General features: G+C 67.4%; 12 protein-coding genes. 4 read left to right on the top strand and 8 right to left on the bottom strand.

Features of this window, described 5'->3' with window-relative positions:
* The first annotated feature begins 51 nt into the window (after window positions 1-51).
* Window positions 52-789, top strand: coding sequence for a Dps family protein (locus IB275_RS24335; protein ID WP_192291724.1), 738 nt, complete (start codon window positions 52-54; stop codon window positions 787-789).
* Between the two features lie 46 nt (window positions 790-835).
* Here IB275_RS24335 and IB275_RS24330 read toward each other — a convergent pair whose 3' ends face one another.
* Both IB275_RS24330 and IB275_RS24325 read right to left on the bottom strand, forming a co-directional pair.
* Entirely contained in the window at window positions 836-1,651 is an 816-nt protein-coding gene (locus IB275_RS24330) for a PA3715 family protein (RefSeq protein ID WP_192291722.1), read from the bottom strand.
* A 29-nt stretch (window positions 1,652-1,680) separates the two neighbouring features.
* Window positions 1,681-2,916 (bottom strand): dienelactone hydrolase family protein, encoded by a 1,236-nt coding sequence (locus IB275_RS24325; protein WP_192291714.1) that lies wholly within the window; start codon window positions 2,914-2,916, stop codon window positions 1,681-1,683.
* A gap of 170 nt (window positions 2,917-3,086) precedes the next feature.
* On the opposite strand from IB275_RS24325, the gene IB275_RS24320 reads away from it, so the two are divergent.
* A complete protein-coding gene (locus tag IB275_RS24320) occupies window positions 3,087-3,629 on the top strand; it encodes a hydrolase (RefSeq protein ID WP_192291707.1) in 543 nt (180 codons plus the stop codon).
* Window positions 3,630-3,647: 18 nt separating this feature from the next.
* On the opposite strand, the gene IB275_RS24315 is transcribed toward IB275_RS24320, so the two are convergent.
* A complete protein-coding gene (locus tag IB275_RS24315; protein ID WP_192291700.1) occupies window positions 3,648-4,538 on the bottom strand; it encodes a LysR family transcriptional regulator in 891 nt (296 codons plus the stop codon).
* A gap of 158 nt (window positions 4,539-4,696) precedes the next feature.
* On the opposite strand from IB275_RS24315, the gene IB275_RS24310 reads away from it, so the two are divergent.
* Window positions 4,697-6,220 (top strand): MFS transporter, encoded by a 1,524-nt coding sequence (locus tag IB275_RS24310; protein ID WP_192291696.1) that lies wholly within the window; start codon window positions 4,697-4,699, stop codon window positions 6,218-6,220.
* Window positions 6,221-6,280: 60 nt separating this feature from the next.
* Here IB275_RS24310 and rlmF read toward each other — a convergent pair whose 3' ends face one another.
* The 5 genes from rlmF to IB275_RS24285 form a co-directional block, all read right to left on the bottom strand.
* Complete coding sequence (rlmF, locus tag IB275_RS24305) at window positions 6,281-7,282, bottom strand: 23S rRNA (adenine(1618)-N(6))-methyltransferase RlmF (RefSeq protein ID WP_225601575.1); 1,002 nt, start codon at window positions 7,280-7,282, stop codon at window positions 6,281-6,283.
* A 52-nt stretch (window positions 7,283-7,334) separates the two neighbouring features.
* The gene (locus tag IB275_RS24300; RefSeq protein ID WP_138216173.1) at window positions 7,335-7,913 is read right to left on the bottom strand and encodes a VTT domain-containing protein; all 579 of its coding nucleotides are present in this window, start codon (window positions 7,911-7,913) and stop codon (window positions 7,335-7,337) included.
* 10 nt (window positions 7,914-7,923) lie between these two features.
* A complete protein-coding gene (locus IB275_RS24295) occupies window positions 7,924-8,220 on the bottom strand; it encodes a winged helix-turn-helix domain-containing protein (RefSeq protein WP_024762881.1) in 297 nt (98 codons plus the stop codon).
* 34 nt (window positions 8,221-8,254) lie between these two features.
* Window positions 8,255-10,084 carry an SLC13 family permease gene (locus IB275_RS24290; RefSeq protein ID WP_192291693.1) on the bottom strand — a complete coding sequence of 610 codons (1,830 nt, stop codon included), beginning with the start codon at window positions 10,082-10,084 and terminating at the stop codon, window positions 8,255-8,257.
* A gap of 111 nt (window positions 10,085-10,195) precedes the next feature.
* Window positions 10,196-11,851, bottom strand: a complete 1,656-nt coding sequence (locus tag IB275_RS24285; RefSeq protein WP_192291690.1) for a thiamine pyrophosphate-binding protein — start codon at window positions 11,849-11,851, stop codon at window positions 10,196-10,198.
* 248 nt (window positions 11,852-12,099) lie between these two features.
* Here IB275_RS24285 and IB275_RS24280 point away from each other — a divergent pair, with 248 nt between their 5' ends.
* On the top strand, window positions 12,100-14,004 hold the full coding sequence (locus IB275_RS24280; RefSeq protein WP_192291687.1) for a M14 family metallopeptidase: 1,905 nt from the start codon (window positions 12,100-12,102) through the stop codon (window positions 14,002-14,004).
* Window position 14,005 lies beyond the last annotated feature (1 nt).

The following is a 14,005-nucleotide window of genomic DNA, read 5'->3' as shown; positions in this document are numbered from 1 at the left end:
GCCCGGGTCGGCATCCACAGGTATCGTGATCTTTCGTAGAGGTGATTTGTGATGAAGCAATCCGCATCGGCTCCGAAGAAACCCGCAGCGGCCAAACCCGCCGCGAAGCCGGCTGCGAAAGCGGCCAGCAAACCTGCCGCAAAACCTGCCGCTGCCAAGCCGGCCGCCAAGCCTGCTGCCAGCAAACCCGCTGCCGCCAAGACTGCCGCGGCCAAGCCCGCTACCAAGGCCGCTGCTGCCAAGCCAGCCGCTGCCAAACCGGCTGCCGCCAAGGCCGCGCCGCGCCGCGCCCCTGCGCTGGCCACGCCGTCGGACCTGAGCAAGAACGCCACCCGCGATCTGTCCGCGGCGCTGAACCGCCTGCTGGCGGATGTCTTCGCGCTGTACCTGAAGACCAAGAACTTCCACTGGCACGTGAGCGGTCCGCACTTCCGCGACTACCACCTGCTGCTGGATGACCACGCCACCGAAATCTTCGCGATGACCGACGCCATCGCCGAGCGCAACCGCAAGATCGGCGGCAATACCATCCGTTCCATCGGCCATATCTCGCGACTGAAGCGCATCCTCGACAACGATGCCGAGTTCGTCCAGCCGCTGGACATGCTGGCCGAGCTGCAGGAGGACAACAAATCGCTGACCTCCTACATGCGCGAGGTCCATGACCTGTGCGACGAGTACCACGACATCGCCACCGCCAGCCTGATCGAGAACTGGATCGACGAGACCGAGCAGCGCACCTGGTTCCTCTTCGAGACCAGTCGCCGGGGTGACAACACCGGTCACTGATCCTGGTGCCGGCAATAGAAAAAGGCCCCGCGAGGGGCCTTTTTCGTTACTGCGCCGCCGCGGGCTGGCTCTGCCAGAAGGTGGAGAACTCCTCGAACGGATAGCGCGTGCCGTCGTAGCTGACGGTCTTGCGCACGGTCTTGGGCGCGCCGACGTTGTCGCCTTCGTGCTCGCGCTGCACCTTCGAAGTCACGATCAGGTCGGCATAGCCGTGATGACTGTCCTTGCCCATGGCCAGGGTGAGTTGCGAGCGCTCGATGACCAGCTTGTCGGCGCCCCCGCAGACCACACCCTCGAGCGTCGTCCACTGCCGCAGGTAGGTGCGGAACACTTCCCTGAGCTGGTCGCCCTGCGGCGCGTAGAGGCTGAAGTCGTCATAGGACCAGGCGTCCGGGCAGCTTGCGCCGCGCGCCACGCTGCCGATGATCAGGCCGAAGCCGCGCACCTCCGGCGCCAGGCGATAGCGTGCGGTGTCGAGCCACAGGCTGGAGCTGTCGATCTCCACCAGGGCGTCCTCGCCGATGCTGTCGTCGCTGCGCGTCACCAGCTTGCCGCTTTGTGTGTCGAGCTGGCCGACCAGCAGGTTCAGGTTGCGCTCGCCCGGTTCGGCCTTTTCGCCCGCCGCGCTGTAGGCGACCGCAACCACCTTCAGCTTCGGGTCGTCCGGCCAGGGCTTACACGCAGCGGCTACCACGGGTGTTGCCGCTCCTGACTCCGGTGCCTGCCAGCCCTGCTGGCCGAGCAGCCCCGCCAGCGTCTGCAGGGTGGCTGCGTCGCAGGGCTGCGCGGTGCGCTCCGCTGCGCCGGCGCTGGCGGCAAGGGCCAGCAGCGCGGCGCAGGTCCATTTCCCTATGGGGTACATCGGGTGCTCCTTGGGTTCTTCGAGGAGGATCAGCGGCCTTCGCTGTCCTTCCACTTGGTCATCAGGGTGTTCGACTCCAGGCTCTCATCGAGCAGCTTCTTCGCTGTCTCCACGCCGGCCACCGGCAGCCCGGCGGGGTCGAGCAGGCCGATTTGCACCAGCACGCTGGCCTGGTCCCAGTAGATGTGCTCGTGGCACAGCTTGTCGCCACGGAAGCGGATCACGCCGAGCATGGGGATCTCCACGTACTTGCCGGTGGGCGGCACGCCGGGAAGCATCCAGTCGATCTCGCTGGTGTGGGTGAAGCACATGACGAATTCGTCCACCACCTGCAGCGCGCCGACGGTGCGGGAGATCGGCACCAGCTTCATGTCCGGCGGGTTGCCGTGGACGAAGTGGTTGCGGTAGAAGCGCGCCAGTTCATCCTGGCCGACGCCGCCGGTCATGGTCGGGATGTGGTTGACGTAGGGCTGGGCGACCATGGTCGCCATGGTGGCGGGCACGTCGCGGGCAGCGAACTCGTGGTGGATGTGGTCTTCCCACAGCTGCGACAGGTCGAAGTCCGGGCCGATCTCGCGTTTCAGCGCGCCGATGCTGCGCTCGTGGGCCATCAGCGCGGCGGGCTTGTCGAAGTGCATGCCGTTGGGGCGGGCGAAGGCGTGGTCGACGCCGGGGTAGCTGTAGATTTCCGCCTTCGGCAGTTTGCCGAGGACTTCGCCGATGGCGTCGCGGGCGCTGGCGTCGCAGTACACGTCCTGCTCGGCGAAGTGCAGCACCAGGCGGCCCCGGATGTTCTGCGCCTCGTCGAGCATCTGCTCGATGCCCATGCCGTAGTAGCCCACCGAGCAGGCCGCGTCGGTACGCGCGGCGGTCAGGTAGGCGAGCTTGCCGCCCAGGCAGAAACCGACGTAGCCGATGCCGCGCTCCTCAACCTCCGAAAGGGCACGTAGCGCGTCCATGGCAGCGGCGATGTCATCCACGCCCTTGTCCACGTCGAAGCGCTGGAACAGGCCGATGGCCTGGCCGAACTCGGCTTCGCTGTAGCCCAGTTCCAGGTTCGGCTGCAGGCGCCAGAACAGGTCGGGCACCAGGGCGACATAGCCTTCCTCGGCATAGCTGTCGGCGATGCTGCGCATGTTGGCGTTGACGCCGAAGATCTCCTGGCCGATCACCACGCCGGGGCCGTGCCCGCTGGCCGGTACCGCGAGATAACCGCTGAAGCTGCCGCTGCCGTCGCGTGCGGCGATGCTGATGTTCTTGCCCATGTTCCCTTTTCTCCCAGGCTCGTTGTTGTGTTGTTCTGGCGCCGCATAGGGTGCGTGCTGGAGCAGCGCCTGCCAAGTGGCCGATGGTGCGATGGCGGTTGACAGTGCGTCGCCGCGGGACCACAACTCGGGTTTGAATTCCCGCTCTCGAACGCAAGGAGGACACCCCGATGCTGCTGCGCGCCCAGGCCTCGACCCTGCTGATCATCGACATCCAGGAACGCCTGTTCCCGGCCATTCACGACAACGAGGCAGTGCTGGAGCACAGCGCCTGGCTGCTGGCGATCGCGCGGCGGCTGGGTGTGCCGGTGCTGGCCAGCGAGCAGTACCCCAAGGGCCTCGGCCCGACGTTACCGGCGCTGCGCGACGAGCTGGCCGAAGGCGAGGTGCTGGAGAAGATTGCCTTCTCGGCCGTCACCGATCCCGGCCTGTCACAGTTGCCCGGCGGTGATCGCCGGCAGTTCGTGGTGTGCGGCACCGAGGCCCATGTGTGCGTGCTGCAGACGGTATTGGGCCTGTTGGCGGAGGACCGCGAGGTGTTCGTGGTGGCGGAGGCCGTCGGCTCGCGCTGCCCGCAGGACAAGGAGCTGGCGCTGGAGCGGATGCGCCAGGCCGGCGCGGTGATCGTCTCGCGGGAGATGGTCGCCTTCGAGTGGATGGAGCGCGCCGGGACGGAAGTCTTCCGCGAGATCAGCAAGCAGTTCATCCGCTGAACCGCCCGTGAGTGCCCCTCAACGGGTGACGAACAGGCGGTCGCCGAGGAAGTCGAGGAACACCCGCAGCTTCAGCGGCATGCGCCGGCCCGCCGGCCACAGCGCGTGGAAGCTGCCCCGGTGCGTGGTGTGTTCGCTCAGCACCTGCACCAGCCGGCCGTCGTTGAGTGCGCTGCGCACTGCGAAATCCGGCAGGCAGGCGATGCCCATGCCCTGGCTGGCGACGTTGATCAGCATGTCGGCGGTGTTGCAGATCAGCCCGCCGTCCAGGCGTGGCTCCGTTTCGCCGGGTGCCAGCTTGAGCGGCCAGCGCTGCACCAGCCCGCTGCTCGGGTAGCGGTAGTGCAGGCACAGGTGCTGGTTGAGGTCCGCCGGCCGCCGCGGCGTGCCGTACTGCCTCAGGTAGCCGGGCGAGGCCACCAGCAGCAGGCTGAAGTCGCCCAGCTTGCGCGCCTTCAGCCGTGAGTCGCGCAGATCGCCACCGCGCACCACGAGGTCGAAGCCCTCTTCGATGACGTCCACCAGGCGGTCGGTGAAGTCGATGTCCAGCTGGATGCGCGGATAGCAGCGGAGGAACTCCGGCAGCACCTGCGGCAGCAGCCCGGCCACCAGCGGCATGCTGATCTTCAGCCGGCCGCGAGCCTGCTGGGTCGACAGCGCCAGTTCCTGCTCCGCTGCTTCCAGCTCGTCGAGGATGCGTCGGCAGCGTTCGAGGAACAGCTGGCCTTCGTTGGACAGGCTCAGGCTGCGCGTGCTGCGGTGGAACAGGCGCACGCCCAGGCGCTCTTCGAGGCGCGCGATGCTCTTGCCCACCGCCGAGGCGGAAAGGCCGAGCAGGCGCGCGGCCTGGGCGAAGCTCAGGGAGTCGGCGACCTGGAGGAAGACGCGCAGGCCGTTGAGGCTGTCCATGGAAAGGTGTCCGTGCGAGCGGGCAGCCATTGTGCCGCGCGATGGGGGGGCGATTGCGGACTCAAGCGTCCGTTTTGTTCGGAATCCTAGCCTGTTTTTCCGTAATGCCGGGTTGATTAGCTTTGGGCAGATCTTCCTCGACTCCTTGCGGACCCACCATGAAGTCTTCCCACGGCACCCCTGAGAACCGATCCGAGGCCTCACGCTGGCTGCTATTGCTCGCTGCCAGCCTGACGGCGGTGCTGATTCCCCTGTGCTTCACCGGCCCGGCCGTGGTGCTGCCGGCCATTGCCCATGAGCTGGGCGGGTCGGCTGTGGCGCTGAACTGGATCGTCAACGGTTACGTGCTGGCCTACGGCGCGGCAATGATGGCGGCGGGCAGCCTGGCGGATGTCTACGGGCGCAAACGCGTCTGGCTGGTCGGCCTGGCGCTGTTCTGCGTGACCACCCTGGCGATCCCGCTGGCCGGCTCGGTGGCGGCCATCGATGTGTTGCGCCTGGTCCAGGGCGCGGGCGGTTCGGCCGCCTTCGCTGCTGCCATGGCGGCGCTGGCGCAGGAATTCGACGGGCCGATCCGCACACGGGTGTTCAGCCTGCTGGGCACTACTTTCGGCGTCGGCCTGGCGTTCGGCCCGCTGCTCGCCGGCTGGCTCACCGACGGGCCGGGTTGGCGTTGGGTGTTCCTGGTGCCGGCGGTGTGCGCGCTGGCCTCGGTGCCGGTGGTGGTGCGCTTCTGCCGCGAAACCCGTGACCCGCAGGCGTGCGGCCTGGACTGGCCCGGCGCGCTGAGCTTCACCGCCGCTCTCAGCCTGTTCACCTACGGCCTGCTGCTGGCGCCCGAGCAGGGCTGGGCAAGCGTCCCGGTAATCGCGACGCTGGTGCTGAGCGGCGTGTTGCTGGTTGTGTTCATTGCCGTCGAGCGCCGAGTGGAGCGGCCGTTGCTGGACCTGTCGCTGTTCCGTCAGTGGCGCTTCGTCGGCGTGCAGTTGCTGGGCGCGTCGCCGGCGTTCGCCTATGTGGTGCTGATCGTGCTGTTGCCGGGGCGCTTCATCGGCATCGAGGGGCAGGGCGCGCTGCAGGCGGGCTGGACCATGCTGGCGCTGTCGGCGCCGCTGCTGGTGGTGCCTTTCCTGGCGTCACTGCTGGCGAAGCACTTCAGTGCTGGCAGCCTGTCTGCCATTGGCCTGCTGATCGTCGCGGGTGGCTTGCTCTGGCTGGCGCGCAACCTGGCGGAAGGTGTCGCGCCGGATATTCCGCTGCTGGTGATCGGCATCGGTATCGGTCTGCCGTGGGGGTTGATGGACGGCCTGGCGGTAAGCGTGGTCGAGCGCGAACGCGCCGGTATGGCGACGGGCATCTTCAACACGGTGCGGGTGTCCGCCGATGCGGTGGCCATCGCCGTGGTCGGCGCCTTGCTGGCGACCCTGCTCGCGGCGCAACTGCAGCCGCTGGGCCTGGCCGCGGCGGAGCGCCTGATGAGTGCGAACCAGCTGGCCATCGGCAACCTGGCGGTGGTGGTCGAGCAACTGCCGCAGCTGGCGCCCGAGCAACTGCGCAGCGACTACGTGGCGGTGTTCAGCCGGGTGCTGGAGCTGCTGGCGGGGGTGACCTTTGTGGTCGCTGGGCTGGTATTCCTGCTGCTGGGTCGGGAACGCGCGCCGGTGCTCGCCGCCGAAGCGTAGGTCGAACAACAGCTTGCGGTTATCCGCCGAGCCGTTGTGCGCGGTGTGTGGCGGCTTGATTCAGTAGCGGCGGTGTTCCGGCTCGAAGAAGGTCCAGGCGACGAAGCGGCTCTGCTTCTGCCCCTGGGCCATGTCCACGGTGCGGATGGAAATGGCGCCGGCCTTTTTCAGCGCGCGGCGGAAGTCGTCCAGGTTGCCGGCCTTGGACACCAGCGAGCTGAACCAGCGGACCTGCTGGCCGACCTCGGCGCTTTCCATCGCCAGCTTGCGCAGGAAGGCGATCTCGCCGCCTTCGCACCACAGCTCGTTGCTCTGCCCGCCGAAGTTCAGCTTGGGCAGCTGGCGCGACGGGTCGAGCTTGCCGAGGTTCTTCCATTTGCGCCGGCTGCCACTGCTGGCTTCCTCGGGCGAGGAGTGGAAGGGCGGGTTGCACAGGGTCGCGTCGAAGCGCTCGTCGGTACTGAGCAGGCCGCGGAAGATGTGTTTCGGATCGTGCTGCTGGCGCAGTTCGATGGCATCGCTCAGGCCCGGATTGCCGTTGACGATGGCGTGGGCGGAGGCCAGGGCAGCGGGTTCGATGTCCGAGCCGAGGAAGCGCCAGCCGTAGTCGCGGTGGCCGATCAACGGGTAGATGCAGTTGGCGCCGACGCCGATATCCAGCATGCGCACGTCCGGCCCGCGCGGCACGCTGCCGCCGTTTTCCTCGGCGAGCAGGTCGGCGAGGTAGTGCACGTAGTCCGCCCGGCCGGGGATCGGCGGGCAGAGGAAGCCGGCGGGGATGTCCCACTGGCCGATGCCGTACTGCGCTTTCAGCAGCGCGCGGTTGAACACCCGCACCGCCTCCGGGCTGGCGAAATCGATGCTCGGCTTGCCGTAGGGATTGGTGATGACGAAGCGACCCAGCTCCGGGCAGCCCTCGATCAGCGCGGGGAAGTCGTAGTGCCCCTGGTGGCGGTTGCGCGGGTGCAGCAGGTTCGGCCGCTTGGCGGCAGGGTCGCGCAGCGGTTGGGCAGGCTTTGCCGGGGCGGCGGGGCGTTTGGGCGGTCTGGGTGCTTTCGACATGAGGGCGCGCGGGGCTGGGAGGCGGTGGGCGATTTTCCCACAGTTGCGCGCTTCAGCCGAGCAGCACGTTGCCCAGGCGGTCGAACAGCAGGCAGCAGAGCAGCAGCGGAATCGGCAGGCCGAGCAGGGTGCCGAGCATGTAGGGCCAGAAACCGATGCCCGAAAGCGCGAGGCTGTAGTTCAGCGTCGGCGAGGTGATGAAGGCGTGGCGCAGCAGGAACACGCTGCTCGCCGGGCGCTGGTCAAGGTGGCTGAACACTGCGCGGGTCAGCTTGTTGTTCAGCAGGCGCAGGCCATTGCCGCCGACGGCGCGCACGATCAGGAAGGTGAAGCCGCAGGAGAATACCGCCGCGCAATAGGTGATCAGCCCGCCCCACAGCTTGCCCATGGCCAGCACGGCGGCGGCGAGGAACAGCAGGCCGGGGATGTGCAGCAGGTTGCCCAGGGCGAACAGGCCGACGAACAGCAGCAGGCCGCGCAGGCGGTTGTCGGTCAGCTCGTTGCGCAGGTAGTCGAGGCTGAACTCCTCGTGCAGCCCGCTGGCGCGGTAGAGCAGCACCAGCACCACGGCGAAGGCGAGCAGCAGGATCAGTCGGCGCAAGCGCCAGAGGGCGGGTGGGACGGCAAGCATGCGGGCGGGCTCAGGGGTACTGCAGGATGTCCTTGATCTTTGGCAGGTGCGCGGCGATCCAGCGCGGATCGATGGCGCCCCAGTCGCGGATGCGGTAGTGGCCGGCGTTGTTGCGTTCGCCGTCGTGCTGCTCGAAGGCGCAGTCGATGTCCAGGTCGGCCAGCGCGGCCAGGGTGTCCTGGGCGGTGCGCCGGGGCATGCCGGTGGCTTCCATCAGCGCGGGGACGCTGGTCGCAGTGCCGCTGTCGATCAGCCAGGCGACGTAGAGGCGGCGGTAGAAACTGCTTTTGGTCTTGCTCACTTCCATCGAGACGATTCCTTGGCGATCTTGTAATGGGCGGCTACAGCGGCAGCAGCCAGGGTACCAGCACAACGCTGACGATCATCACCAGAATCGTGAAGGGTACGCCAACCTTGACGAAATCGGCGAAACGATAGCGCCCCGGCCCCAGCACCAGGGTGTTCACCGGTGAGGAAATCGGCGTCATGAAGGCGGCCGACGCGGCCAGCGCGACGATCATCGCGAAGGCTTCCGGGGAGGCGCCCAGGGCCTTGGCCGTGGCGATGGCGACCGGCGCCATGAGCACGGCGGTGGCGGTGTTGGAGATGAACAGGCCGATCACCGCGGTCAGCACGAACAGGCTGGCGAGTATGGCGTAGGGGCCGGCGCCGCCGAGTGCACCGACCAGGCCGTTGACCGCCAGGGTGATGCCGCCGGTCTTCTGCAGCGCCAGGGCGAAGGGCAGCATGCCGACGATCAGCAGCAGGCTCTGCCAGTGGATGGCGCGGTAGGCGCTGTCCATGTCGATGCAGCGGAACGAACCCATCAGCAGGCAGGCGATCAGTGCGGCCATGACGTTGGGCACCAGCCCGCTGACCATCAGGACCACCATTACCGCCAGGCTGAACAGTGCGTGGGGCGCCTGACTGGCGGCAGGGGCGGCTTCGTCCACCTCGGCGGGCAGGCTGAGCACCAGGAAGTCGCGGGCGCGCGCCTGCAGCTGGCGGATTTCCTTCCAGCCGCCGATCACCAGCAGGGTGTCGCCAACCTTCAGCTTGGCGTCCAGCAGGCCTTCCACCAGGGCTTCGCGGTTGCGCCGCAGGCCGACCACGTTGAGGCCGAACTGGCTGCGGAACTCCAGGTCCAGTACGCTCTTGCCAAGCAGGACGGACTCCGGCGGCATCGTCACCTCGGCCATGCCCACTTCGTGGGCGCGTTCGGTGAAGTAGTCACCCTGCAGGCTCAATGGCTCGAGGCCGAACTCGTGGTACATGCCCAGCAGGTCGCTGCGCTCGCCGTAGATATCCACCAGCAGCACGTCGCCGGCGTGCAGCACGATATTGGCGCCGGGGCTCAGTATCTTCAGGCGGAAGTGCACCATGCGCTCGATGGCCACCACGTTGGTGCCGGCACGGGCGCGCAACTCGATGTCGCCCAGGCTCTTGCCCACCAATTGCGAATCGGGGCGGATGCGCAGGCGGCGCTCGCGGCCGGCGAGCTGGTAGTCGCGGATCAGGTCGCCCAGGGTTCGGCGCTTGACGCGCTGCCCGTCGTCGTAGCCGTCATCGCCCAGCCAGCGCCGCGCCACCAGCATATAGCCGACGCCGAGCACCAGCACCACCAGGCCGAACGGCGTGAAGCTGAAGAAGCCGAAACCCTTCGAACCTTCGCGCACCAGCTCGCTGTGGATCACCACGTTGGGCGCGGTGGCGACCAGGGTGAGCATGCCGCTGATCAGCCCGGCGAAGCTCAGCGGCATCATCAGCCGGCGCGGCGACACGTGCAGGCGCGCGGCGATGCTCAGCACCACGGGAATGAAGATGGCGACCACGCCGGTGGAACTCATCACCGAGCCGAGCCCAGCCACGGCGAGCATCAGCAGCACCAGCAGGCGCGTCTCGCTGGCGCCGGCGCGGCGGGTCAGCCATTCGCCGATGCGGTAGGCCACGCCGGTGCGCACCAGGCCTTCGCCGATGACGAACAGCGCGGCGATCAGGATGACGTTGGGATCGGCGAAGCCGGCCAGTGATTCCTGCACGCTGAGGATGCCCGACAGCGGCAGGGCGACCATCACCAGCAGGGCGACCACGTCCATGCGCGGACGGTTGATGACGAACAGCCCGACGGCGGTGGCGAGCAGGGCGAGGACCCAGATCAGTTGCAGACTCATGCGCTTCCCTAGCGATTTCCCGGCGCCATTGTGCCCGCAGGAGCGGGCGCAATGCCTTGACCCGGTGCAGCTTAGCGAAGCCTGCGCTGCTGCGGGGGAAGCGAAAGGTCCTCAGGGCAGCCGTGCGACCGGGGTGATCTGCTGTAGATCGGTGCGCAGTTCGATCAGCGCGGGCTTGCCGCTGGCCTGGGCACGCTCGAAGGCGGCGGCGAAGTCCTCGGTTCTCTCCACCAGCTCGCCATGGGCACCGAAGGCGCAGGCGAGGGCGACGAAGTCGGGGTTGCGCAGCTCGGTCGCGCTGATGCGGCCGGGGTATTCGCGCTCCTGGTGCATGCGGATGGTGCCGAGCATGCCGTTGTTCACCACGATGACGGTCAGCGCCGCGCCGTACTGCACGGCGGTGGCCAGCTCCTGCGGGTACATCATGAAGCAGCCGTCGCCGGCGAAGCACACCACGCTGCGCTGCGGGTCGCGCAGCTTGGCGGCGATGGCGGCGGGAAAGCCGTAGCCCATGGCGCCGTTTGTGGGGGCGAGCTGGCTGCGCGGCGAGCGATAGCGGTAGAAACGGTGCACCCAGACGGCATAGTTGCCGGCGCCGTTGCTGATCACCGCGTCGTCCGGCAGGGTTTCGTTCAGGTACTGGACGACCCGGGTGAGGTCCACACCCTTCGGCGATTCTGCGTTCTGCGGCGGGGTGATATAGCTGAGGTAATCGGCGCGTGCCGCGGCGGTCCAGTCAGCCCAGGGCGTCTCGGCAAGGGGAGCGAGGTCGGCGAGGGCGGCGGCGATCTCCGGCATGCCGGCCTGGATGCTCTGGTCCGCCTGGTAGACGCGGCCCAGCTCGCTGGCGTCGGGGTAGACGTGGATCATGCCCTGCAGCGGGCGTGGGCTCTGGATCAGGCTGTAGCCGGCGCTGGGTGTTTCACTCAGGCGCGAGCCGAGCACCAGCAGCAGGTCGGCTTCCTGCACGCGCGCGGTGAGCCTGGGCGAGGCGCCGAAGCCGAGCTGGCCGGCGTACTGCTCGTCGCGGTTGTCGATCAGGTCCTGGCGGCGGAACGAGGCCACCAGCGGCAGGCGGTTGGCGTGGGCGAAGGCGCGCACCTGCGCGCAGGCCTCCGCTGTCCAGCCGGTGCCACCGACGATCAGCAGCGGGCGCCGGGCCTGGCTCAGGCGCTCGCGCAGTTCGGCCAGTGCGTCGGCGCTGGGGGCCGCACGCGTGATGGGCGTGGGCAGTACATCGGCGACCTGTGCTGCGCCGAACAGCACTTCCTCCGGCAGCCCGATCACCACCGGGCCGGGCCGCCCGGACTGGGCGACGCGGAAGGCGCGGGCGACGATCTCCGGCAGGCGACGGATGTCGTCGACCTCGGTGGCCCACTTGGCCAGGCCGCCGAACATCTGCCGATAGTCCACTTCCTGGAAGGCTTCGCGGCCCTTGAAGGCGCTTTCCACCTGGCCGATGAAGAGAATCATCGGCGTCGAGTCCTGCATCGCCGTATGCACGCCGTTGGCTGCGTGGGTCGCGCCCGGCCCGCGGGTGACGAAGCAGATGCCGGGGCGGCCGGTGAGCTTGCCGTAGGCATCGGCCATGTTCGAGGCGGCGCCTTCGTGGCGGGTGACGATGGTCTGGATGGCGGCCGCGTCGTGCAGGGCATCGAGCACCGGCAGGTAGCTTTCGCCGGGGATGCAGTAGACGGTATCCACCGCGTGGCGCAGCAGGGCATCGACGAGGATCTGGCCGCCGTTGCGGGCCGGAGTATCGGACATGGGCGTGGGGTTCCTTGGCAGGGGAGCGGGTGCAGCTGTGCGCTGATCTTCGGCGAACCGGCGCGGTGATCCAAGCGAGCATTCTTCGCAAGGTCATTCCTCCGGGGAATGAACGGCATTTGAAGAAGGTGCATGCCAGAGCGGGCGCGACGACGAACCGCGCTGGCATTTCCCCATGGTTGTCTATGGTTGTTGCACGGGCGCGGACGCGTCCGCAGGACGATATTGCTGCAAAAGGAGAACCTCCCATGTACCACCTCTCGTCCCGAGCGCTGCTCGCCGGCCTCTTCGCCACCTCCAGCCTGCCCCTGTATGCCGCCCTGCCTTCGGCGCCGGGGTACGTCGATGACAGCGGTTACAGCGCCGCCGCGAAAAGCCGCATCCTCCCGGCGATGTTCGAGCAGAAGCTCACCAGCACGAAGTACATCGCCAAGACCGACAACCCGCTGATCACCCTGGCCGAATCCACGGGCTTCAAGCAGACCTCCGATTACCACCAGACCCGCGCCTGGCTGCAGAAGCTGGCCGATGCCTCCGGCGGCGCCATCACCCTCAGCGACCTGCCGGAGAACAGCGCCACCGGCGAGCCGATGCTGCTGGTGACCGCCAGCCGCGAGGCGGACAAGTCGGCAGCGGGGCTGAACAAGTCCGGCAAGCCGACGATCTTCGTCGAGGCGGAAATCCACCCCGGCGAGGCCAACGGCAAGGACGCCATGTTCATGCTGCTGCGCGACATGACCACCGGCGACAAGCCGCTGGCTGCTCTGCTGGACAAGGTCAACATCCTCTTCATCCCCACCGTGAACATCGACGGCGACCTGCGCCGCAGCCCCTACGGGCGGATCAACCAGAACGGCCCGGACGTCACCGGCTGGCGGGTCAACGGGCTGAACTACAACCTCAACCGCGACTTCACCAAGCTCGACAGCGCGGAGATCCGCAACGTTGCCTCGGTGTTCAACCAGTACGACCTGAGCTTCTTCGCCGACACCCATTCCACCGACGGCGCCATGTATCCCTACGACAGCTCCTATTGCCACAACGGCAACGGCTGGTCGCCGGCTTCCAGCGAGTGGATGGACAAGGTGATGCGCGGCCCGGTTTACAAGGAGCTGGAGGGCGACGGGCATGTGGTCCATGAGTGCATCAGCTTCAACGACAACCAGGACCCGACCCAGGGTTACTACCCGTACCGCACCGACCTGGCGCGCTTCTCGAATCAGTACGGCGATATTCGCAACGTGCCGTCGATCCTCATCGAGCAGCATGCCCTGCACCCCTACGAAACCCAGGTGCTGGGCAACTACGTGATGCTCAAGGCGATGTTCCAGGTGATCGGCGACAACGCCGACTCGCTGAAGCAGGTGATTGGCAAGGACCGCGAACGGCTGGCGGCGCAGAAGGAGGTGATCCTCACCTGGAAGCCGGGCGAGCCGCAGCACACGCCGTTCACCGTGGGTGATTACCGCTATGAGGTGTCACCGATCACCGGCAAGAAGACCATCGTCTGGAGCAACAAGCCCAAGCAGCTGAACGTGCCGGTCACCGACAACTCGGTGCCGGACCTGGTGGTGAAGCGGCCGAAGCAGTATGTGGTGCCGGTGCAGTGGAGCGAGGTGATCGCGCGCCTGAAGTCCCATGGCATCCAGATGAAGACTCTGGACAAGGCGACGCCCATCGAGGTGACCCTGTACCGCATGGACAACATCAAGCTGGCCGGTGGATTCGAGCCCGACCGCGCCGCCACCAACGAGATTCCCGGTTATGAGGGGCATCTGCTGGTCAGTGGCGTCGGCAAGCCGTTCCAGCGCCTGCAGACCTACCCGGCAGGCTCGGTGGTGATCGATACCGACCAGCCGCTGGGCGTGCTGGCGGTCAACCTGCTGACGGCGGAGAGTCCGGATTCGTTCTGGTCCTGGGGCTTCTTCAACTCGACGCTGGTGGTGGCCGAGGAGCCAGAGGAGTACGTGATGGAGCCGATGGCGCGCAAGATGCTCGCCAAGGATCCGAAGCTCAAGGCCGAGTTCGAGAAGAAGCTCAGGGACGACAAGGCCTTCGCCAAGGACGCCCAGGCGCGGCTGCAGTGGTTCTTCGAGCGCACGCCGTTCCATGACGTGAATGCCTACGTGTACCCGGTGGGGGCGGTGTACTGAA

Origin of the sequence: Pseudomonas sp. PDM21, assembly GCF_014852505.2 — a bacterium.
GTDB lineage: Bacteria > Pseudomonadota > Gammaproteobacteria > Pseudomonadales > Pseudomonadaceae > Pseudomonas.
The sequence above is the reverse complement of the archived record's forward strand: the minus strand, read 5'-3'. Positions and strand labels throughout refer to the sequence as shown.

What these genes read in the sequence shown, in the direction of transcription:
- IB275_RS24325 (WP_192291714.1), bottom strand. Translation starts at nt 2,916, where the DNA reads ATGGGCAAGAACATCAGCATCGCCGCACGCGACGGCAGCGGCAGCTTC.
- IB275_RS24295 (WP_024762881.1), bottom strand. Translation starts at nt 8,220, where the DNA reads ATGGAAGTGAGCAAGACCAAAAGCAGTTTCTACCGCCGCCTCTACGTC.
- IB275_RS24300 (WP_138216173.1), bottom strand. Translation starts at nt 7,913, where the DNA reads ATGCTTGCCGTCCCACCCGCCCTCTGGCGCTTGCGCCGACTGATCCTG.
- IB275_RS24335 (WP_192291724.1), top strand. Translation starts at nt 52, where the DNA reads ATGAAGCAATCCGCATCGGCTCCGAAGAAACCCGCAGCGGCCAAACCC.
- IB275_RS24310 (WP_192291696.1), top strand. Translation starts at nt 4,697, where the DNA reads ATGAAGTCTTCCCACGGCACCCCTGAGAACCGATCCGAGGCCTCACGC.
- IB275_RS24290 (WP_192291693.1), bottom strand. Translation starts at nt 10,084, where the DNA reads ATGAGTCTGCAACTGATCTGGGTCCTCGCCCTGCTCGCCACCGCCGTC.
- IB275_RS24315 (WP_192291700.1), bottom strand. Translation starts at nt 4,538, where the DNA reads ATGGACAGCCTCAACGGCCTGCGCGTCTTCCTCCAGGTCGCCGACTCC.
- IB275_RS24280 (WP_192291687.1), top strand. Translation starts at nt 12,100, where the DNA reads ATGTACCACCTCTCGTCCCGAGCGCTGCTCGCCGGCCTCTTCGCCACC.
- rlmF (WP_225601575.1), bottom strand. Translation starts at nt 7,282, where the DNA reads ATGTCGAAAGCACCCAGACCGCCCAAACGCCCCGCCGCCCCGGCAAAG.
- IB275_RS24285 (WP_192291690.1), bottom strand. Translation starts at nt 11,851, where the DNA reads ATGTCCGATACTCCGGCCCGCAACGGCGGCCAGATCCTCGTCGATGCC.
- IB275_RS24330 (WP_192291722.1), bottom strand. Translation starts at nt 1,651, where the DNA reads ATGTACCCCATAGGGAAATGGACCTGCGCCGCGCTGCTGGCCCTTGCC.
- IB275_RS24320 (WP_192291707.1), top strand. Translation starts at nt 3,087, where the DNA reads ATGCTGCTGCGCGCCCAGGCCTCGACCCTGCTGATCATCGACATCCAG.